The sequence below is a fragment of the Raoultibacter timonensis genome, assembly GCF_022845715.1.
GTDB classification, from domain to species: Bacteria; Actinomycetota; Coriobacteriia; order Coriobacteriales; family Eggerthellaceae; genus Raoultibacter; species Raoultibacter timonensis.
On record NZ_AP025564.1, the window covers coordinates 2,404,351 to 2,424,571 of the forward strand.

At 63.1% G+C, this 20,221-nt stretch carries 14 protein-coding genes and 2 tRNA genes; 4 read left to right on the forward strand and 12 right to left on the reverse strand.

The genetic code is table 11. The features are described from left to right. Positions 1-23: 23 nt before the first annotated feature. The 11 genes from MWL89_RS09940 to MWL89_RS09990 all read right to left on the reverse strand — a co-directional run bounded on the left by MWL89_RS09940 (position 24) and on the right by MWL89_RS09990 (position 15,826). The gene (locus MWL89_RS09940) at positions 24-878 is read right to left on the reverse strand and encodes a DegV family protein (protein WP_102377841.1); all 855 of its coding nucleotides are present in this window, start codon (positions 876-878) and stop codon (positions 24-26) included. A 736-nt stretch (positions 879-1,614) separates the two neighbouring features. Further along, positions 1,615-2,052 carry a hypothetical protein gene (locus MWL89_RS09945; protein WP_244385908.1) on the reverse strand — a complete coding sequence of 146 codons (438 nt, stop codon included), beginning with the start codon at positions 2,050-2,052 and terminating at the stop codon, positions 1,615-1,617. A gap of 102 nt (positions 2,053-2,154) precedes the next feature. Continuing rightward, entirely contained in the window at positions 2,155-4,155 is a 2,001-nt protein-coding gene (gene rnr / locus MWL89_RS09950) for a ribonuclease R (RefSeq protein ID WP_244385909.1), read from the reverse strand. Between the two features lie 6 nt (positions 4,156-4,161). Then, positions 4,162-5,439: a S41 family peptidase gene (locus MWL89_RS09955; protein ID WP_102377838.1), complete on the reverse strand. Its 1,278-nt coding sequence runs from the start codon at positions 5,437-5,439 to the stop codon at positions 4,162-4,164. Between the two features lie 22 nt (positions 5,440-5,461). Continuing rightward, on the reverse strand, positions 5,462-6,376 hold the full coding sequence (gene ftsX, locus MWL89_RS09960; protein WP_102377837.1) for a permease-like cell division protein FtsX: 915 nt from the start codon (positions 6,374-6,376) through the stop codon (positions 5,462-5,464). After that, positions 6,369-7,199 carry a cell division ATP-binding protein FtsE gene (gene ftsE / locus MWL89_RS09965; protein ID WP_244385910.1) on the reverse strand — a complete coding sequence of 277 codons (831 nt, stop codon included), beginning with the start codon at positions 7,197-7,199 and terminating at the stop codon, positions 6,369-6,371. Before ftsE ends, ftsX begins: the two co-directional genes overlap by 8 nt. A 44-nt stretch (positions 7,200-7,243) precedes the next feature. After that, positions 7,244-8,227 carry a transketolase family protein gene (locus MWL89_RS09970; protein WP_244385911.1) on the reverse strand — a complete coding sequence of 328 codons (984 nt, stop codon included), beginning with the start codon at positions 8,225-8,227 and terminating at the stop codon, positions 7,244-7,246. After that, positions 8,220-9,056, reverse strand: coding sequence for a transketolase (locus tag MWL89_RS09975; protein WP_244385912.1), 837 nt, complete (start codon positions 9,054-9,056; stop codon positions 8,220-8,222). The genes MWL89_RS09970 and MWL89_RS09975 overlap by 8 nt, the downstream gene beginning before the upstream one ends. 27 nt (positions 9,057-9,083) lie before the next feature. Beyond that, positions 9,084-10,178, reverse strand: coding sequence for a peptide chain release factor 2 (prfB, locus tag MWL89_RS09980; RefSeq protein WP_102377834.1), 1,095 nt, complete (start codon positions 10,176-10,178; stop codon positions 9,084-9,086). Between the two features lie 4 nt (positions 10,179-10,182). Further along, on the reverse strand, positions 10,183-12,981 hold the full coding sequence (gene secA, locus MWL89_RS09985) for a preprotein translocase subunit SecA (protein WP_244385913.1): 2,799 nt from the start codon (positions 12,979-12,981) through the stop codon (positions 10,183-10,185). Positions 12,982-13,177: 196 nt separating this feature from the next. Next, a complete protein-coding gene (locus MWL89_RS09990; RefSeq protein ID WP_244385914.1) occupies positions 13,178-15,826 on the reverse strand; it encodes an AfsR/SARP family transcriptional regulator in 2,649 nt (882 codons plus the stop codon). Between the two features lie 121 nt (positions 15,827-15,947). Here MWL89_RS09990 and MWL89_RS09995 point away from each other — a divergent pair, with 121 nt between their 5' ends. The 4 genes from MWL89_RS09995 to MWL89_RS10010 all read left to right on the forward strand — a co-directional run bounded on the left by MWL89_RS09995 (position 15,948) and on the right by MWL89_RS10010 (position 18,713). After that, entirely contained in the window at positions 15,948-17,300 is a 1,353-nt protein-coding gene (locus tag MWL89_RS09995) for a CCA tRNA nucleotidyltransferase (RefSeq protein ID WP_244385915.1), read from the forward strand. Between the two features lie 112 nt (positions 17,301-17,412). Then, a complete protein-coding gene (locus MWL89_RS10000) occupies positions 17,413-18,123 on the forward strand; it encodes a CDGSH iron-sulfur domain-containing protein (RefSeq protein ID WP_102379494.1) in 711 nt (236 codons plus the stop codon). Positions 18,124-18,464: 341 nt separating this feature from the next. Beyond that, a tRNA-Gln gene (locus tag MWL89_RS10005) sits at positions 18,465-18,538 on the forward strand. Between the two features lie 98 nt (positions 18,539-18,636). Next, positions 18,637-18,713, forward strand: a tRNA-Glu gene (locus tag MWL89_RS10010). 78 nt (positions 18,714-18,791) lie between these two features. On the opposite strand, the gene MWL89_RS10015 is transcribed toward MWL89_RS10010, so the two are convergent. After that, positions 18,792-20,201, reverse strand: a complete 1,410-nt coding sequence (locus MWL89_RS10015; RefSeq protein WP_102377829.1) for an SLC13 family permease — start codon at positions 20,199-20,201, stop codon at positions 18,792-18,794. Positions 20,202-20,221 lie beyond the last annotated feature (20 nt).

Below are 20,221 nucleotides of genomic sequence, written 5' to 3' on the forward strand. Positions count from 1 at the left end.
CATCCGTTCGCTTCGGTACCATTTTACCCGTTTGCCGGCGATACGGCCATGCCGATTACGCCGATACCCGCATGGGTTGCAACCGTTGCGCCGCACGAATCGATTCCCGCAACTTCGAACTCGATGCCCTCGGCTTCGAGTGCATCGATGAGCTTCTCGACCTCGCCGCCGTTACGCGCGTGCATGAAGCGAAGCCTGAGCGGGCCGTATTCTTCGGCATGGGCAACCGCCGCCTCGACGAAGCGCTTGATGATGCCCTTGGATCCCTTGACTTTGTCGAGATTGACGAGACGTCCCGTCTCGTCGAGGGCGAACACGAGCTTGATGTTGAGCATAGCCGCACCCTGCGCCTGCTCCTCGGTGATGCGGCCGCCCTTAACGAGGTTGTCGGTCGACTCGGGAGCGAGGTAGAGGTGCGTTTTCTCCGTTGCAGCCTCGAGCGCAGAGACGATCGCGGAGAACTCCGCACCCCCGTCGCGCATGCGGCACGCCTTCTCAACGAGCAGACCAAGGCTCGATGTGGCGTTTTTCGAATCGATCGCGGCAACGGGAATGTCGACGTTCTTTGCGGCCATCTCGGCAGATGCGAGCGTGCCCGAAAGCACGGGCGCAAGATGCAGCGAGACGACGGCATCGAACCCCTCGCCCGCCAAACGCTCGTATACGGCGACGAAATCGCCCGGCGAGGGCTGTGATGTCATGGGGATCTCGGATGCAGCCAACATGCGGTCGTAGAATTCTTCGGAGGGGAGCTCCACCTGATCGAGCAGCGTCTGCTCTCCCACCTGAATCTTCAGGGGAACCATGACGACGTTGTTCTGCTCGTACTCTTCGGGCGACCAATCGCACGTCGAGTCGGTGACGATGGCTATGTTCATGTTCAAACCTTCTCTCGTGTCCTACCGGCCGACGGCCGGAAAGATGCAGCCGGACAGCCGCACGGTTTCAAGACCGCATCATGGTAGCTTAATTAGTTTGATTATCAAACTAATTTTGAGAAAAGACCACGTTTCGGTCCGAATCTTCAAATATCACTCGGAAGATTATGGACGTCCGAGCCCGAGAGATCAGGCGCAGCCACAGCCGAACCCAGGCAAGCGAAATCCAGGCGCACGGTTTTCGTCAGCTCGCGCACGCAAGTACGCGCCAAGATCCGTGCGCGGCTGTTACGGGTTTTTCATCGTTGTGTTGCGCTTGGGAATGCGCGTCTGAACACCGAACGTGCCCGCCTTCGGATAGCGCCTGGTCACAGCTTCGACCCCATCCGCATGCCGTCGCGCACCGCACGCGCGAACCCCCGATTGGCCCATCGGAAGCCCGAATCTGCAACACAACGATGAAAACCCCGCGAAGCAAACCCGATCCGCCGCCAAGCCAAGATCGGCACCCGCCTTTTCCGGGCTGCCGGTGCGGGGGTTGGCGGGACCGTCGATGCGGTCTCCGCCGGATTCGCTGGTGCGGTCGCCGTTGCGGTTGTCGGCGGAGCCGTCGCTGCGAGCGTCACCGGGGCCGCCGGTGCAACCTCCGCCCGGATGCCCGCAAAGGCCCGTCGCCGCAAAGAGCCCCGGCGAATCCTTCGGCCTCGATCATTCGCCGAGCCGGCCTCGAAGCGCTCTATCCGTCGCCCTTCGAGGCAAGCGCCGCCTGCGCTTTGGCTTTCGCGTCTTCGCCGGCGGGAATCAGGACCGGATCGCTGTCGGGAGCCTCCTGTACGGCGCTCGCAACGTCGAAGGCTTCGCTGCCGTCCGTCAGGCGGGCATCGCTGTAGAACCACAGGGTATGCACGTCGTAGCCGTCCCCCGCCACGACGTCCGAAAATACCGCTTTGAGCTCGTCGTCGCCCGTATCGGCGGGAACCGCCACGCGATAGCTCGCGCCGCTCAGATCGCCCTGCTTGTATTCGCCGACGGCGTCGGCGACTGAGTATTCGACAGTGGAGCGCTTCTCGTAGGCGGGCTCGTCCTCGGGAGCCGAAGAATCGCCTCCATCCGAACAGGCGCCGAGCGCAAGGCACAGCGCGCACGCCGATGCGATTGCGATGATTCTCTTCATGGCTGCATGCATTCTTCCGCCCGCGCTCCCGTATCGTTCGTTTTCTTCTCGGGAATTATACCAGCTCGACCGCGTGGTGGCGAACGCAAGACCGCAGAGGCGCTATCGCCCGCGCGGTGCAAGGCGAAAATCAAGCTTGCGCTCGCGCGGGTATGCGGCTTCAAGGACCACGCGGACGCGCTGTCCCAGCCGGTACACCGTTCCGCTTTCCTGGCCGACAAGCTGGTGGCGCCTCGCGTCGAGGGCGAAGTACTCGGCTCCGAGCTCTTTTAAGGGAACGAGGCCCTCCGCCGTATTCTCGAGCCGCACGAAGAAGCCGTAGCTCGCCACGCCCGCTATCACCGCATTGAATGCGGCTCCCACATCGCGGGAAAGGTACTCGATCATCTTGTACTCCTGCGATTCGCGCGCAGCCGCCTCGGCGATGCGTTCCATCTCGGAGGAATGCTTTGCGAGCCAGGCGAGGCTGTGCACTTGCTGCTCGAAGGTGCCGGGTTTTCCGAACAGCTGCGCTTTGAGCATACGGTGCACGATAAGATCGGGATAGCGCCTGATCGGACTTGTGAAATGCGTATAGGCATCACTCGCGAGCCCGAAGTGGGGCCCACATTCGCTTTTGTACTCTGCCCGCTTCATCGATCTGAGCACGAGCGTCGAGACGAGTTCGGCCTCGGGCCTTCCGGCAGCGCGGCCGAGCACCGCCTGAATGGCGGTCGGGCTTCCGGCCGAAAACGCCGAGGCGGAAACGGTTTTGAGGTAGTCGAATTCCTGCAGCACGGGTACGAGCTCGGCGAGGCTTTCGGGCGAAGGCGGTTCGTGCACGCGATAGACGCTCGGAAACCCCCGTTCGCTGAGATAGGAGGCGACCTGGTTGTTCGCGAGCACCATCGCCTCTTCGATCATCTCGGTCGCATCGGTGCGGCGGCGCAACACGATCGCCTCGGGCTCGCCGCCCGAATCGAGCCTCACCTTCGCCTCGGTCGTATCGAAGTCGATGCCTCCCGCGCGTCGGCGCGCGTCGGCCAAACCGCAGGCGACCTCATGCAGCCGGTGCAGCTTATCGGCCAGCGCCTCGTCGATCGAGGCGCTCCCGTCCCCGTCGAGCGCCTCCTGGGCCTCCTCGTAGCTGAGGCGGGCCTTCGATTCGATGACCGAAGGATAGAAAGTCGCCCGCTTCACCTCGAAGGAGCCGTCGAGGAACATATCGGCGGTCATCGCCCGGCGCGGCTCTCCCGGCTTGAGCGAGCAGATGTCGTTCGAGAGTTCTTCGGGCAGCATCGGGATCACGCGGTCGACAAGGTATACGCTCGTCGCGCGGCGGCGGGCATCGAGGTCGATCGAAGAGTTCCACGGCACGTAGTGCGACACGTCGGCGATGTGCACGCCGAGGCGCACGAGGCCGTCGACCTCGTCGATTGAGATGGCGTCGTCGAAATCGCGGGCGTCGGCAGGGTCGATCGTAAAGACGAACCGGTCCCTGAGATCGCGGTAGCCCTCGCCCAAAGCGCCCGCCACGTCGACCTCGGCTTTTTCGGCCTGCTCGATCGAGGCGTCCGAGAATGCCGTCTCGAGCTTATGGCGGGCGACGATCATGTCGATGGCGAGATCCTCGTCCTCGGCTCGGCCGATCACCTCTTCGATGACGCCCGTAGCGGCCTCGTTGCGCGAGGGGTACGTCGTGATGCGCACGCGCACCGCATCGCCGTCCCGTACGTGCGGATAGTCCTTGCGCATCGTGAAGATGTCGTAGGGTATGCGCCGGTCCTCGGGCACCACGACGCCGAAGGGCTCGGCCACCTCGTAGCGGCCGACGATGCTCTCGTGGGCGCGGTTCACCACGCGAACGACCCTGCCCGAAGGCTTATCGCCCTGCTTGCCGTGCGCCTTGTGGAGTTGCTTGTGCTGGGGGTTGACATGCGTCGGCGCTATCTCGACCATATCGCCGTCGAACGCGCCCCCCATCTTCGACGCCGGCACGAAGAACTCGCCCTCGGCCGTCTGCACGAACCCGTATCCCGCAGCCGACACGCGCAGGACGCCGCGGGGGTTGCTGCGCGGATTGCGACGGGTTTTCCGCTTCGACGGTGCGCGGCGCCTGCCCATTGCAGCCTACAGCTCCACGAGCGACTGGGCGGTTTCGATCGCAAACTGCTTCTGGTTGTCGGTTTCCTCGTCGCCGTCGCTATCGACCGTGATATCGGGGGCGATCCCCACATCGTTGATGTCGCGACCGAGCGGAGTCTTATAGTAAGCGGCGGTATAGCGCAAAGCCCCGCCGAAGCTGAGCTTCTGCACGCGCTGAACCGATCCCTTACCCATGGTCGTCGTGCCCACGACCGTCGCGCGCTGGCTGTCCTGCAGCGCAGCGGTGAGCACCTCGGCAGCGGCGGCGGTGTTGCCGTCCACGAGCACGACGAGCGGCTTGTCCGTAACCGTCGTGCTGTTGGCGACCGATTTCGTGCTGGGGCTTTCGCGCACGGTCTCGATCTCGACGACGACGCCGCTTCTCATGAACAACGAGGCGATATCGACCGCTTGGGTGAGGTATCCGCCCGGATTGCTTCGTATATCGAGCACGAACGAAAGGGCGCCCTGCTCCTCGAGATCGCTGACCGCCTTCTCGACAAGATCGGCCGATTGCTGGGTCAGCTGCTTGAGCGAGATGTAGCCAACCTGATCGTGCAGTTCGGTTGCAAGGTTCTGCTCCTTGTAGACGCCCGTCGTGAGCGTCGTCGAGAATTCGTCGCCGCCCTCCGCATCCATGCTCGCCGGCCTGCGCCAGGTAACGACGACCGATTCGCCCTCGTCGCGCGCAAGCGCGTTGATGACCTCGTTCATCGACCATTCCTGGTTGCGGTCGCCGTCGATGGCGACGACGAAATCGCCCTGCTCCACCCCGTTGGCGTCGGCCGTGGAGCCCTCGAACACGTCGACTGCGTAGGCGCGTCCGTTGTATTCGGAGAACAACACGCCGATGCCGCCGTATTTGCTCGAGTTTTCCTTGATGAAGGCTTGGTAGCGCGATTCGTCGTAATAGCGGAGATACGGATCTTCGGTCGACGCGGCATAGGCGGCAAGGATCTGCGAAGTCGTCTCATCGAGGTCGTAGGAATCCATGCTGTCGTTGGCGAGGATGCCCTCGACTTCGGCGACGCGCGCCGAAAGGGAGCTGTATGTGCTGCCCGAAACCGTCATGCCGGGATTCTGCTCGCCCGCGACGATGAGCGATTCGAAGCCGATCCTCTTCAACAGCCCCTGATCCCCGCGAACGAGAAATCCGGCAGCGAAGGCGAGGCACACGCAAATGCAGGCCGTCAGTATCCTGATGATCCGTGCATTGCGTGCGCCCGCAGCTTTGAGCTTGTTTGTTTCGCCGTGCTTGGCCATGTCGTATTCGCCTCGAAGACGACTACACCTTCAGGTAGCGGCGCATCGCGAGCGCCGAGCCGAGAAGGCCGATGACAAGACCCGCCACGACGAGGATCGCATAGATCATGAACGTCGTCGATCCGCCGAGATCGAGCGGAAGCCACACGAGCGCCGACGAGATCTTGGGGAACACGAGCGAGCGCAGAAGCTCGAGCGATCCCACCGCGAGAAGCGATCCGATGATGGCATGCAGCGCGCCCTCCATCAGAAACGGCCCGCGGATGAACCCGTTGGAGGCGCCCACGAGGCGCATGATGGCGATCTCCTTGCGGCGCGCGAGGATGGCAAGCCTGATGGTGTTGTTGATGAACACCATTGCGATGAAGATCAAGAGCGCGATGAGCGCGATGCCGATGTAGCGGATGTAGTTCGTGAGCGAGAACAGACGCTCGACGCTCTTCTGGCCGTACTTGAGCGAATCGGCCGGATCGGCGGGATTGTCGCAGATCTTGGTGAACGTATCGTTGCTCTGGATCTGGCCTGCGATCGTCTCGACCATCTGCGGATCGGCAAGCTCTACCTCGATCGAGGCGGGCAGCGGATTCTGGCCGTCGAGCTGATCGACGATCTCAGGGTTCGAGGTCATCGAGTTGCGGAAGTTCTCGAGCGCCTGGTCCTTCGTCGTGAAGCCGACGCTTTCGACCCCCTCGAGACCCTGGATGTAGTTTTGCAGCGTGGTGATGTCGGAATCGGACGCATCGTCGGAAAGCCATACCGAGATGGACACCTTGTCCTCGACCGACGACACGACGTTCTCGACGATGAAGCCGCCGATAAGGAAGATGCCGATGATCAGCAGCGACAAGAAGATCGTCACGATGGACCCGAGGGCCGTCGAAAGGTTGCGCGTGAAGCCGGTCAGCGACTCCTTGAGGAAATACAGCAGACTAGACATCGAAACCGTACACCCCCCTATCCTGGTCGCGGGTTAAGTGGCCCTTGTCGAGCGCGATAACGCGCCTGCGCATGTTGTCGACCATCTCGCGGTCGTGCGTGGCGACGAGCACGGTCGTACCCGTACGGTTGATGCGTTCGAGCAGGTCCATGATGCCGCGCGACGTCTGCGGATCGAGGTTGCCGGTCGGCTCGTCGCAGATAAGCAACGGGGGGCGGTTCACGATGGCGCGCGCGATCGACACGCGCTGCTGCTCGCCGCCCGAAAGCTGATCGGGGCGTTTGTTGAGCTTGTCCTGCAGGCCGACGAGGCGAAGCACCTCGGGAACCTGAGTTTTGATGACGTGGCGGCTCTTGCCGATTACCTCGAGCGCGAACGCCACGTTCTCGAACACCGTTTTGTTCGGAAGCAGCTTGAAGTCCTGGAACACGCAGCCTATGTTGCGGCGAAGGTACGGCACGCGCCAGTTGCGCATGGTCGAAAGGTCCTCGTCCGCCACGTAGATATGACCCTGCGTGGGCTTCACCTCGCGGATGAGCATGCGGATGAACGTGGATTTGCCCGAGCCGGAATGACCCACGAGGAAGACGAACTCGCCAGCGTAGATTTGCAGCGTGATGTCGTCGAGGGCGGGCTTGTTGGGCTGCGCGGGGTATATCTTGGTCACATGATCAAACGTGATGACAGGTGTACCCATGGGCTGGGGCATGTCGTCAACGTCGAGCATGGGCAGCGACGCAGATAGTTGCGACGCAGCCTGCCTCGGACGCCCGGCGTGCGCGCCCGTGCGCGCAGGAACCCCAAAGGTGTTGTCGTTTGTCACAGAGTGCTCCGTTCGAATAGTCGATATACTGAGACGCCGTAATTCTAGCAGATCGCTTTTCTGGCCATAGCCTTCTTCACAGCTTCAACAATGGCGGCCGCATCGAGCGAGAAGTACGCCATCAGCTCGGAGAACTCGCCCGACTTGCCGAACGTGTCGCGCATGCCGACGAACTCGCAGGGTGCGGGGTGCTCTTCGGCAAGGACCTCCGCTACGGCCGACCCGAGGCCTCCGATGACGGAATGCTCCTCGGCGACAACCGCGCATCCGGTCTTCTCGACCGAGGAAACGATGGTGGTACGATCGAGCGGCTTGACGGAGAACGCATCGATGACCTCGATGGATATGCCTTCCGCAGCAAGCGCTTCAGCGGCTTTCATCGCCTCGTCGATCTCGACGCCACAGGCAACGACCGTCGCATCCGCGCCCTCGCGCAGCACGTAAGCGCGCCCCACCTCGAGTTCGACGTCGGCAGCGTACACGCACGGCACCGATGCACGGCCCATGCGGACGTACACCGGACCCGGCGTTTCAGCCGCAAGCCTGATGGCGGCGCGCGCTGCCGCGTAATCGGCGGGAACGAGCACCGTCATGTGCGGAAGGCCGCGCATGAGCGAGATGTCCTCGAGCATCTGATGGCTGCCGCCGTCCGGCCCTACCGAGATGCCCGCATGCGTGGGGGCGATCTTCACGTTGAGCTTGGAATAGGCGACGGTGTTGCGAATCTGATCGTAAGCGCGGCCCGTACCGAACACGGCGAACGAGCCGGTGTAGGCGATATGGCCGGTGAGCGCGAGGCCTGCCGCCACGCCGATCATGTTCTGCTCGGCAATGCCGACATTGAAGAGCCTGTCCTCGTTTTCAGGTGCGGCGCTTGCGAATTTCTTGGTTGTGGTCGAACCCGACAGGTCGGCGTCGACCGCCACGACGGGCAGGCCCTCCGCCGCCAGTTCGGCGAGCGTGGCGCCGAACGCAGCACGGGTTGCCTTTTTCTGCGAGGCTTCTTCGGGCGATGCGAACTTAACCACGGTCGGCTCCTTCCACGCCGAGCTCGGCAAGGGCAACTGCGAGCTCCTCGGCGTTCGGGGCCTTACCATGCCAGCCTGCTTGGTTTTCCATAAACGATACGCCTTTGCCCTTGACGGTTGCAGCGATGACCGCGTGGGGCACGTCTCCGCCCGCAGCCTTCAGGTTGCCAAGAAGCTCGATGAGCGCAGGGATGTCGTGGCCGTCGACCGAGGATACCTCCCAGCCGAACGCTGCGAACTTCTCGCCCAGATTGTCGGTAGCGCACACGTCTGTGCAGGCACCGTCTATCTGCAGGCCGTTCGCATCGACGATGGCCACGAGGTTGCCGAGGCGCTTGTGAACCGAAAACGTCGCCGCTTCCCACACCTGGCCCTCCTGGCATTCGCCGTCGCCGAGGAGCGCGAACACGCGGTTCTCCTTGCCGTCGAGACGCAGGCCGGCTGCGGCTCCCGCGGCGATGGACAGCCCCTGGCCGAGCGAGCCGGTGGAAACCTCGACGCCTTCGAGCAGGTTCGAATCGGGATGGCCCTGCAGCCTGCTGCCGAGCTTGCGCAGCGTCATGAGCTCGTCTGCCGGGAAGTACCCCGCCTCGGCGAGCGTCGCGTACAGGGCGGGGGCGGCATGGCCCTTGCCCAGGATGAAGTAATCCCTGTCGGGGTCGTTCGGATCGCAGGGGTCGTGATCGAGCACGCCCCCGAAATAGAGCGCCGTCAGGATATCGGCGCAGGAAAGCGATCCTCCCGGATGCCCGCTACCTGCTTCGGCGATCATCCTCACGATGTTCTCGCGGATGTTTCGCGCCCTTTGTTCGACCTCGGTTGCTTCCATGCCCGCCCTTCTTCTCTCGCCTGTTCGCTACGACGTAACGCGCCACTTGTGGTAGCCGAGCACGAACTCGTCGATTTCCCCGTCGAGGACCGCATCGACGTTGCCCGTCTCGATGTTGCTGCGCACGTCTTTCACCAATTGGTAAGGATACAATACGTAGTTGCGGATTTGGCTGCCGAAAGAGTTCTCCATACGCTCTCCCCGCAGCTCTTCGAGTTCTTCCTCGCGCTTGCGCTCCTCGAGTTCAAAGAGCTTCGCACGGAGCACCTTGAACGCCGCCTCCTTGTTCTGAAGCTGCGATTTCTCGTTCTGGCATGTAACCACGATGCCCGTAGGCACATGGGTCAAGCGCACCGCCGAGTCGGTCGTGTTCACGCACTGGCCGCCCGGCCCGCTCGATCGGTACACGTCGACGCGCACGTCGGCGGGGTTGATGTCGATCTCGATGTCGTCGGGCAGCACCGGCAGCACCTCCACGCCCGCAAACGTCGTATGGCGGCGCTTCTTGTCGTCGGTCGGCGAGATGCGCACGAGACGATGCACGCCGGATTCGCTTCTGAGCATGCCGTAAGCGTTCTTGCCCTCGACCTGGATCGTCGCCTTATCGAGCCCGATGCCGTTGCCTGGCACAAGATCGAGCACGCGCACCTTCCAGCCCTTCTTCTCGGCGTAGCGCGAGTACATGCGGTAGAGCATCTCGGTCCAATCCTGGGCCTCGAGGCCGCCCGAACCGGGATTGACCGTGAGGATGGCGTCGCCTGCATCGAAGCGGCCCGAAAACCACGACGACACCTCGAGTCGATCGAGCAGCGCGTCGAGCGCGTCGAGCGCGTCTGCCGCCTCCTCCTCGAACGCCTGGTCCTCGGCTGCAAGCTCGAGAGCCGCGCGGGCATCCTCGAGAAGCGCCTCGGCTTCGTTGTACTCGTCGATGGTATCGCGCAAGTTGCTCGCCCGCTTCGACACCTCCGAGGCATGCGCCGCATCGTCCCAGAATCCCGGCGACGCGATGGTCTCGTCGAGGGCGCCGAGTTCCTCGATCTTCTGCTCGATATGCAGATACCCCTTCGCGTCGACGACGCGCCGGGCCACTTCTTCGATATCCTTCAGTTCCCTATCAGCCATGTTACTACAGATTCGCTCCGTGGCACTTCTTGTACTTCTTGCCCGAGCCGCACGGACACGGATCGTTGCGACCCACGTTGGCGAACGGATCGTCCTTGTCCTTCTCCACCGTCTTGGCTTTGCCGGTCGGCGCTGCCTTCGGCGGCGCGGCGGGCATGCCCTTGGCCTGGGCGGCCGCAGCCTGCGTGCGCTGAGCCGTGGTCGAGTTATCGGTGAGGGTCGCCTCGGGCGACGAATAGCTCACCTTGCCGTCGAGCGGGTTTCTCTCCTCGGGAACCTCTTTCACCGCGATCTGCAGGCGCAAAAGCGTACGGAGGAAATCCTCGTACATCGAAACGGTCAGCGATTCGAACGCGGAATACGCCTCGTTCTTGTATTCGACGAGCGGATCACGCTGCCCGAAGGCGCGCAGGCCGATGCCCGCTTTGAGGTAATCCATCTCCTGGAGGTGCGCCATCCACTTCGTATCGATGATGCGCAGCATAACCTGGGCCTCGAGGTTCTTCATGGCCTCCGCGCCGAGCATCTCGGTCTTCTCGTCGTAGACGCCCTGCAAGAATTCGACGATGCCCTCGAGGACCTCGTCGGGATCGTCGTCGTGATCGAGTGCGGCCACCTCGAAATCGGTTCGGCCGCACATGTTGGCGACCCAGAGCTCGACTGCCTTGGAGTCCCAATCGTCGGAAGGCACCTTCTCGGGGCAGTTCTCGGCAACGACGCCTTCGGCGGCGTCGCGGATGATCTCGGGAATGCGGTCGGTCAGATCCTTGCCGTCGAGGATGGCGTTGCGCTCCTCGTAGATCGCGACGCGCTGGAGGTTCATGACGTCGTCGTATTCGAGGACGTTCTTACGGGCTGCGAAGTGCATGCTCTCCACCTGGCGCTGAGCGCTCTCGATGGCCTTGGAAACCATGCCCGCCTGGATAGGCGTATCCTCGGAGAGATCGGTCTTCTCCATCATGCGGCCGATGGAATCCATGCGGTTGCCGCCGAAGAGCCTCATGAGGTCGTCTTCGAGCGAAAGGTAGAACTGCGTGACGCCCGGATCGCCCTGACGGCCGGAACGGCCGCGGAGCTGGTTGTCGATACGGCGGCTTTCGTGGCGCTCGGTGCCGATGACGGCCAGACCGCCCGCCTTGATGACGCGTGCGTTCTCGTCGTCGGTGACCGCCTTCGCCTCGGCGAGCGCGCTTTCGCGGTCTTCGGCCGTCGGCGCGGGCGGCTTGCCTTCTTCGGCTTCGACGCCCTCGGGCAGCTCCGGATCGAAGCCGCGCGCGCGAAGCACGTCCTCGGCCATGACCTCGGGGTTGCCGCCGAGCAGGATGTCGGTACCGCGGCCCGCCATGTTCGTGGCGATGGTGACCGCGCCGACGCGCCCGGCCTGGGCGATGATGTGCGCTTCGCGCTCGTGGTTCTTCGCGTTCAACGTCTCGTGCTTGATGCCGCGCTTGTCGAGCAGGCGGGAAAGCCGCTCGGAGCTCTCGATCGATACGGTGCCGATGAGGCACGGCTGCCCCACCGCATTGCGGGCCGCCACTTCGTCGGCGACCGCGTTGAACTTCGCGTCGATGTTGCGGTAGATCAGGTCGTCCTCGTCTTTGCGGACGACCGGTCTGTTCGGGGGGATGGCCATGACGGGCAGGTTGTAGATCTGGCGGAACTCGGCGTCCTCGGTCATAGCGGTACCGGTCATGCCGGAGAGCTTCTCGTAGAGGCGGAAGTAGTTCTGCAGCGTGATGGTGGCGAGCGTCTGGTTCTCCTCGCGCACGAGCACGTGCTCTTTGGCTTCGAGCGCCTGATGGAGGCCCTCCGAATAGCGGCGGCCCTCCATGATGCGGCCCGTGAACTCGTCGACGATCTTCACCTCGCCGTCCACGACGACGTAGTCGACGTCGCGGTGGAAGAGGAACTGCGCCTTCAGGGCCTGCTGCAGATGGTTTGCGAGCTGGCCCGACGGGTCGGCGTACAAATCGTCGATGCCGAGCATCGCCTCGATCTTCTCAAGCCCGCTCTCGGTTGCGTTGATGGTCTTCTTCGCTTCATCCATGTCGTAATCGACATCGCGCGTGAGCCCGGGCATGACGCGGGCGAACTTGTTATAGGTCTCGGCCGCCTGCGTGCCGGCACCCGAGATGATGAGGGGGGTTCGCGCCTCGTCGATGAGGATCGAGTCGACCTCGTCGACGATGGCGAAGTGGTGGCCGCGCTGCACGCGGCTTGCCGCCTTCGTAACCATGTTGTCGCGCAGGTAGTCGAAGCCGAATTCCGAATTCGTGCCGTAGGTGACGGCCGCTCGGTAGGCGGGGATCTTCTGGTCGGGTTTCATGCCGTTTTGAATGAGGCCGACGTCCATGCCGAGGAACTTGTAGATGCGGCCCATCCATTCGCTGTCGCGCTTGGCCAGGTAGTCGTTGACCGTGACGATGTGCACGTTCTCGCCGGTCAGAGCATTGAGGTAGCCTGCAAGCGTGGATACGAGCGTTTTGCCTTCGCCGGTCTTCATCTCGGCGATCTGGCCGTCGTTCAAAGCCATGCCGCCGATGAGCTGCACGTCGAAGTGGCGCATGCCGAGCGTTCGCACGCCCGCCTCGCGCACCGCGGCGAACGCTTCGGGCAGAAGCGACTCGAGCGATTCGCCGTTTTCCTGCCGTTCCATGAACGCGGCGGTGAGCGCCATGAGCTCGGCATCCGAGAGCTCTTGCATCCCGGGCTCCAAGCCGTTGATCCTCTGAACCGTATCTTCGTAACGCTTAAGCTGCTTCCCTTCGCCAAGCGTGAGGAGTTTCGATAAAAAACCTGCCATGTACGAGCCGTCTTTCTCTCATCGGACGAGCGCCGAATGTGCCGATAAAGCTACCGAATCACTCTATCACACCTCGTAAAGCGTCAAAGGAAATCCACACCGCGCAACCCAGCCGTTACATAGGGCGCACGCCGGCCACCGGCGTTCGAGCTGCGCCGCGAAGCGAAGCGCCCGCCACGGCCCGTCCCGCACGCGCCTACGCCTTCGGCGTGAAGCCCTTGAGGTTGGGTTCCGCTTCGATGATGGAGCCGTACAGCATGACCGCCTTCGGCGAGGGATCGATCCCAAGCTCGTCTGAGAGGTAGCGCTTGCATTTGAAGTAGGTGTCGAGCGCCGCCGTGCGCTGCCCCGCTGCAACCTGAGCCTGCATGAGCGCAGTGTAGGCGTCCTCGCGCGTCGCATCCCTGCGCACCGCCGCATGCGCGAACCAGAGCGCCGCCTGCAGCGCACCGCCTTCGAACAACCTCGTCGAAGCGGAAACGAGCGCATCGATCAGACGGGCGCGGTATTCCTCGCGCTGCTGCAGGATGAACTCGTTCTTGCCCTCGCTCGGAAGGAGGTCGCCGCGGTACAGCTCGCACAGCCGAGCGTAGACGGCCGACCACGCCTCGACGTCGGGCGGCTCGAGCAGGAGCTTGTTGCACAGCTCGTCGAACTCCGCCACATCGCTTGCCACCGCGCGGGTATCGAGCTTGCAGCTGTATTGGAGACGAACGAGGTACGGGCACTCCTCGCCGCCCGGAACCACCAACGCCTTGCGCAGCATCGACCACGTGCTGTAGAAGTTCCTGCGCGCCGTCGCCGTCGAGCTCGTGGGCCATAGCAGCGAGGCAAGGCGGTCCCTCAGAATCTCCTTGCCCTGGTTCAACGTCAGAAGCGCGAGCAGCGTTTTGACCTTCTGCCTGCGAAACAGCGAAGGATCGACTTCGTTTTCGCCGATGGAAACATCGAGGCCCCCGAACAGACGAATGTTGAGCGTCGGGACGGCCGTCGCCCGCCCGAGCGAAGCGATGCCGAAACGACGCGTATCGGGAAAGGCCGCATCGCCGACCTTCGGCGAACCCGGAATGAGGGCATCTCCGTTCGCGCGGCGTTCCCGCTCGAACGCGCTGCGTTGCGAGAACAGCTGCATGTCGAGCGTCTGAGCCGTAGCCCTCGCCGCCGCAAGCGGCGGATACAGCGCATCGGGAGAAGCGAGCGCCTTCGCCTTGTCCCACGCATCGAGAAGCGACGCGCTTCCGCGATCGAACGCGCCCTCTTCCCAACTGCGACGCAGGTAGTCCCCCACGATCGAAAGCACACGCTCGGCATCGGCCCCGCTCGCCTGCCCGAATCCGCAGGCCCCCTCGCCGGAAAGGGCATCGAGCGACCACAGGAGAATCGCGGTTTCGGGATCGCCGACGCGACCGCACCGCAGGCACGCTTCGGCGAGGAAGGCCGCCGCGCAGGCATCTTCGGCGAGCCAGACGACAGCCAGGGCAAGTGCCTCCCAGTGCCGATCGGCATCGCCCAGGGCATCGGCCACGGCCGAAGCGCGCGTCGGGGGATCGCCGCCGTAGGGTTGGCGCGCCAAACGTCCGAGCACCGCCACGGCCCGGTTCCTGTCCCCGGCATCGCCGTAGCGAGCCAGCAGCAACGCGGCATTGCCGCGCGCGGAATCGGGTACGGCCGAACGGGCGAGCACCCGCTCGGCGAGGGCGGTTGCCGCAGAAACGTCGTCGAGCCCGGCAAGCCTCCACGCCTCGCCGACGAAAACGGAGGCGTTCTGCGCGTTGAGCCGCAGCGTCTTGCTCTCGAACAGGTGATGCGCGGGCAGCAGGCACCCCGCCCGGGCGAGCTCCCTCGACCGGGCGCCAAGCCAGGCGATGCGCCCATCGCCGTTGCTGCATCCATCGACGAGCAGGCACGCGCGCTCCGCCGATCCGCGAGCGAGCAGCGCGTCGGCGAGGCGGGAAACAAGCGCTTCGCCGTCCGCGAACGACGAGCTCGCCGCCATGCGGGCGAGCGAACCCGAGAACGCCTGCACCACCTCATCGGCGGAAAACGGATACGTCTCGAACCGCTCGGTGTGCTCGTCAACGCCCAAGAACAGGTATTCTTCGCCGAGCAGGGCCCTCGTATCGCTTTTGAGGGGCCCCGAGAACGCCTCCGCTTCCTCGATGCTCCCCCGCCCAAGCGCCAGCATAACGAACAGCCCGAGGAGCGCGTCGGTGGGAAGCACGTCGCCCACAACGCCGCGCAACAGGTCGAGCGAAGCAGTCGCGCCTCCCCATAAAAGCCCCGGCACCCCATCGACCTGCGAGCTCGGAAGCCGCCTGCGAGGCCCGATGCCGGCATCGTTTGCGAGCAGGCGCATTTCGTCTTCGGTAACGATGAAATCCTTCGAACCGATCCGTATGCTGTCGGGCTGCCGATCGGCGAATGCGCGGTAGAGCGGCGACATGGTGACGACGACCTCCCATCCCCGCTCGAGCAGCTTGTCGATGCACCCCGACACCTCCTCGGCACGTACCGCCGTGAGCCTCGGCAAATCCTCGATCACCACAAGCGAGCGCCTGCGGAATAGCGAGACAAGCGACGAAGCGATCGTGCCGCGGTCGACATCGCGCAGAAAACAGGGGCTTTGGGCGTTGAGCCAGACGACGTCCTGGAACCCGAAAATCGATTCCGCGTACTCGGCGGCGAGCGCCGTCTTACCGAACCCCGTCGGAGCAATGAGGAAGCGTACGACGTCGCGTTTCTGGATCATGAGGGACAAAAGCCCCGAGCGCTGATGGCAGACCCGCCCCCGAAGATGCCGCGGCTTGCATCCGTTGCACGCCGAACCCGCGATGTAATCTGCCATACCCCTGCGCCTCCCTCATGCGGGAACGACCATCGGGACAGAATATGATAGGTTCGATCATATTTAGGGGCAATACCTGACATAGCATAATGCTGTGCCATGCCGTGGTATAGTTTGCACCATGAACGAACGGCACACAACCATCAAACTGCCCGCACGCGCATCGGCATCCATCGAGGTGCTCGAGCGGGCGGGCTTCGAAGCGTGGTGCGTCGGCGGATTCGTGCGCGATTCCCTCATGGGCCGCCCGTCAGGCGATATCGACGTCGCCACGTCGGCCCCGTGGCAAGAAGCGCAGGCGGCGTTTGAGGAGGCGGGCTATCGCACGCACGAAACGGGAGTGAAGCACGGCACCATCACCGTGATCGTCGACGGCGAAACGGTCGAAGTCACCACCTATCGCATCGATGGGCCGTATACCGACGCCCGCCACCCCGACTCCGTCACATTCGTGCGGGACATCGCCTCCGACCTCGATCGCCGCGACTTCACGATGAACGCCATCGCCTACCACCCGCGACGCGGGCTCTTCGATCCGCACGGCGGATCGGCCGATATCGCGGCGAAAGTCATCCGCGCGGTCGGCGAGCCGAAGCGCCGGTTTTCTGAAGACGCGCTTCGCATCCTGCGCGCATGCAGGTTCGCCTCGCAACTCGGGTTCGCCATCGAAGCCGCTACACTCCGAAGCATGGAGGCGTGCGCACCGCTGCTCTCGTCGATCGCCTCGGAGCGAATTTCAAAAGAGCTGCAGGGATTCGTATGCGCACCGCACGTCCACGATGCGCTCATAGAATGCGCCGACGTGCTGGCGCACCTCATGCCCGAGCTCTCCGCAATGAAGGGATTCGACCAACGGACGCCCTACCACGTCTACGACGTGCTCGAGCATACCGCTTACGTGATGCAGAACACCCCGCCCTACCCGCTCGTCCGCTGGGCCGCGCTGTTCCACGATATGGGCAAACCGCGTGCCTTCTTCGCAGGCGAAGACGGCGTTGGGCATTTCTACGGCCACGCCAAGCTGAGCATCGAGCTCGCCCGGCCGACCATGAAGCGGCTCGCCCTGCCCTCTTCGCTGATCGACGACGTGCTGCTTTTGGTCAGGTACCACGACGACGTGATCGAGCCTGCGCCGAAAGCCGTCAAGCGCATGCTGCGCCGCCTCGACGGGAGGGTCGACCTGTTTCGGGCCATGTGCGACCTCAAGCGGGGCGACGCGCTCGCACAGGCGCCGCAATGCCACGGCAGGGTCGCCCTCGCCGACGAGCTCGATCGGGTACTCGACGGCATCCTCGAAGCGCAGGAGGCGTTCTCCCTAAAAGACCTGGCCGTCAACGGCACCGACCTCATCGCACTCGGCATAGCGCCGGGACCCGAAATCGGACGGCTGCTCGAGGAGGTCCTCGAAGCGGTGATCGACGAGAGGGTTCCCAACGAAAAGAGCAGCCTGCTCGCTTTTGTTCAAATGCGATGACGAAGCCTCAACCGTTCGGCAACGAACCACGTCAACGGCGCGCGCTCGTTACCTGCGATCAATATACTTGGTCGCAGGCCTTTTCGAGGCAGACGAGAAAGCGAGGCAGTTCATGGAGAACCCCACCCAGCCCGACAGCCCCTGCGGCAACGGCATGAAGATCACCGTCGCAGAAGACGGCCCCTACATCGTATGCGGCCACGTGCCGCTCAAGCGCGAGATCATCACGCTCGTCGGCGGTCATCGCGAATACGAGCTCGACCGCATCTTCGAGACCGAGGAAACCTACGCGCTCTGCCGCTGCGGCCACACCAAAACTCCCCCGTTCTGCGACGGATCGCATATCGAGGCGCACTTCAAGGGAACCGAGACCGCATCGAAGGAAGACTTCCTCGACCGCGCCGACCTCTATCCCGGCGGCGGCGTCGACCTCTTCGACGACAACCGCTGCGCGTTCGCCCGATTCTGCCACCGCGAGGAAGGCGACGTCTGGTCGCTCACCGAGGCATCGGACGATCCGCACCTGATGGACGAAGCCGTCAAAGCCTCGACCGACTGCCCCGCAGGAAGGCTCGTCCATCGTCGCAACGACGACGGCACGCTCATCGAACCCGACCTCGAACCCGAGATATCGCTGCTCGAGGATCCCGAGAAAGGCGTGAGCGCGTGCCTCTACGTGAAAGGCGGAATCCCGCTCGAATCGGCTGACGGCACGATGTACGAGCTGCGCAACCGCTATGCGCTCTGCCGCTGCGGCCAATCGCGCAACAAGCCGTTCTGCGACGCGATGCACGTACCCGCCGAGTTTCACGACGGGCTGTAGGCCGTAGCGCTACCGCGCGCCGACCACCCTGGCGCGGCGCGCGCCCCTTCGGCGCCCGCGCCCTTTCATGTCGTGTGCGGATTGTCGGCCGGAAGACACGGTTTTTGCGGCGAATCCGTGTCTTTCGGCCGACAATCTTTGTTGCCTAGCGCAGCGCAACGTGCGCGAAGGCGCTTGCCCTTGGCACCCTGCGTCCGGCTGCCAAGGGCAAGCGCCGGTCGTTCGGTCGCGTTTTTGGTAATTTGTCAAAACAGGCTTGACGAAGTGCGCACATCACCGTAATATATTCACTCGCGTTTGCTCCCGGAAACCGAAGGTCTTCGAGTTCAGCGCAAAGAAGCTGGGGTGTCGTCTAATGGCAGGACAGCGGTTTCTGGTACCGTATGTGAGGGTTCGACTCCTTCCACCCCAGCCAGTTTTTTTGCACCGTGCAGTACGGGTGTTGCGAGGTTTGACGAAATAAGTTCTTGACGAACCTTGCCACTCCCTATAAACTACCACGATGCGCCACATGGTCCCGTCGTCTAGCGGTTCAGGACGCCGCCCTCTCAAGGCGGAGGTCGCCGGTTCGAATCCGGTCGGGACTACCAAAAATTTGAAGAACCCCCGCAGGTCGGGGGTTCTTTTTTTGATGCCTGAAACGTGTTTGCGCCAAGTTCCCTCACCGGTCAGTTCGGGATCCCCAAAACACCCACCATGAACGGAACCCATGCCGCCAACAGCGTGATCAGGCACAGGACCGGCACGATGCCCGCCTTGAACGCGTCGCCGAACGAATAGACGTTATCGCGATACGAGAGGGCCAAACCGGGGTTGATGGGAAGAAGCAGGTTGCCCGACAGGATCGCGGCGAGCAGAATGGCCGGTATCGCGGGAGAATACCCAGCCGACATGCAGTACGTCATGAGCGGCGGAATGAGAATAGTGGCAAACGCAGGACCGACCGGCACGAACGAATGTGTGAAATAGACCGCCGCTACGATGAGCCAGAACGTAAGGAACATGCCCAATTCCATAACGCCGCTGTTCAAGAACAGGTTTGCCAAAAAAGCCACGCCCCCCGTCGAACCGACGATGCCGCCGAGGGAGATCACGGCGCCGATCATGATGACGATCGTCCAGGGAACCTCGCGCTGGAACTCGTCGAACGTGAGCAACCTCACGCCGGGGGCGCACATGAGCGCAAGGGCTACGACTGAAACCGTCGTCACATTGAGCGCCGGCACCCACGAACCGATGATCCACAGCACGGGAACGCCTAAAAGGAAAACCAGCGTCTTCTTTTCCTCAAGCGTCAACGACCCGAGCGACGCGGCTTTCGCCGTAAGCACACGCAGGCTCTCCTCGTCGATGGGTTCGGGCTTGAACACTCTGGTAAGCACAACCCATATGATCGGGATCATCACAATGGCGACGGGAGCGGCTGCGAGTATCCACGACAGAAACGGGATCGTCTGCCCCGTTGCCTGCTCAACCAGCCCGAGTGCGAGCACGTTGATGGAGGCGCCTGCGGGCGTAGCCATCCCGCCCATGAATATCGCAAACGCACTCCCGAGGTACAGGCACTTCGCAAGGTTAGACTTCCCCTTCACGTGCCCGGCGTTCTCGAGCACCGTATCGGCAAACCCGAGGAACAGCACGAGCGTTGCAGAATCGTTCATTACAGCCGAGAGCAGTCCTCCTGCCACCATGAACGCCAGTACGAGTTTGCGGGAATCCCTGCCCGCTATCCGCACGAGAAATCCCGTCAAACGAATAGCGAGATCGGACTTCATAACGATGGCCGTCAGCGAGAATACGGCCATCGCGAAGATCACCGTCGTTGTGCCGAAGCCCGAAAAAACCGTATTGATCTCCGCTATGCCGAGCAGAGGTGCGAGCACGAGGGCGAGAAGACCCGTCACACCCATGGGCAGCGTTTCGCATATCCACATCGCAACAGCCGCAAACAGTATGGCGAGTCCCACTATCCCCTCGTGGGTGAGTCCCTCGATCGGAGGCAGGAACCATCCGACGACCAGGATGACAAGCGCAAGAGGGATGCCGACAAACTTCTTGTTTACGCTAACACGAACCATAACTCCCCCTATCCCCCGGG

What these genes read in the sequence shown, in the direction of transcription:
- ftsX (WP_102377837.1), bottom strand. Translation starts at nt 6,376, where the DNA reads ATGTCTAGTCTGCTGTATTTCCTCAAGGAGTCGCTGACCGGCTTCACG.
- MWL89_RS09990 (WP_244385914.1), bottom strand. Translation starts at nt 15,826, where the DNA reads ATGGCAGATTACATCGCGGGTTCGGCGTGCAACGGATGCAAGCCGCGG.
- MWL89_RS10015 (WP_102377829.1), bottom strand. Translation starts at nt 20,201, where the DNA reads ATGGTTCGTGTTAGCGTAAACAAGAAGTTTGTCGGCATCCCTCTTGCG.
- prfB (WP_102377834.1), bottom strand. Translation starts at nt 10,178, where the DNA reads ATGGCTGATAGGGAACTGAAGGATATCGAAGAAGTGGCCCGGCGCGTC.
- MWL89_RS09940 (WP_102377841.1), bottom strand. Translation starts at nt 878, where the DNA reads ATGAACATAGCCATCGTCACCGACTCGACGTGCGATTGGTCGCCCGAA.
- MWL89_RS09955 (WP_102377838.1), bottom strand. Translation starts at nt 5,439, where the DNA reads ATGGCCAAGCACGGCGAAACAAACAAGCTCAAAGCTGCGGGCGCACGC.
- MWL89_RS10000 (WP_102379494.1), top strand. Translation starts at nt 17,413, where the DNA reads ATGGAGAACCCCACCCAGCCCGACAGCCCCTGCGGCAACGGCATGAAG.
- MWL89_RS09995 (WP_244385915.1), top strand. Translation starts at nt 15,948, where the DNA reads ATGAACGAACGGCACACAACCATCAAACTGCCCGCACGCGCATCGGCA.
- MWL89_RS09975 (WP_244385912.1), bottom strand. Translation starts at nt 9,056, where the DNA reads ATGGAAGCAACCGAGGTCGAACAAAGGGCGCGAAACATCCGCGAGAAC.
- MWL89_RS09945 (WP_244385908.1), bottom strand. Translation starts at nt 2,052, where the DNA reads ATGAAGAGAATCATCGCAATCGCATCGGCGTGCGCGCTGTGCCTTGCG.
- rnr (WP_244385909.1), bottom strand. Translation starts at nt 4,155, where the DNA reads ATGGGCAGGCGCCGCGCACCGTCGAAGCGGAAAACCCGTCGCAATCCG.
- secA (WP_244385913.1), bottom strand. Translation starts at nt 12,981, where the DNA reads ATGGCAGGTTTTTTATCGAAACTCCTCACGCTTGGCGAAGGGAAGCAG.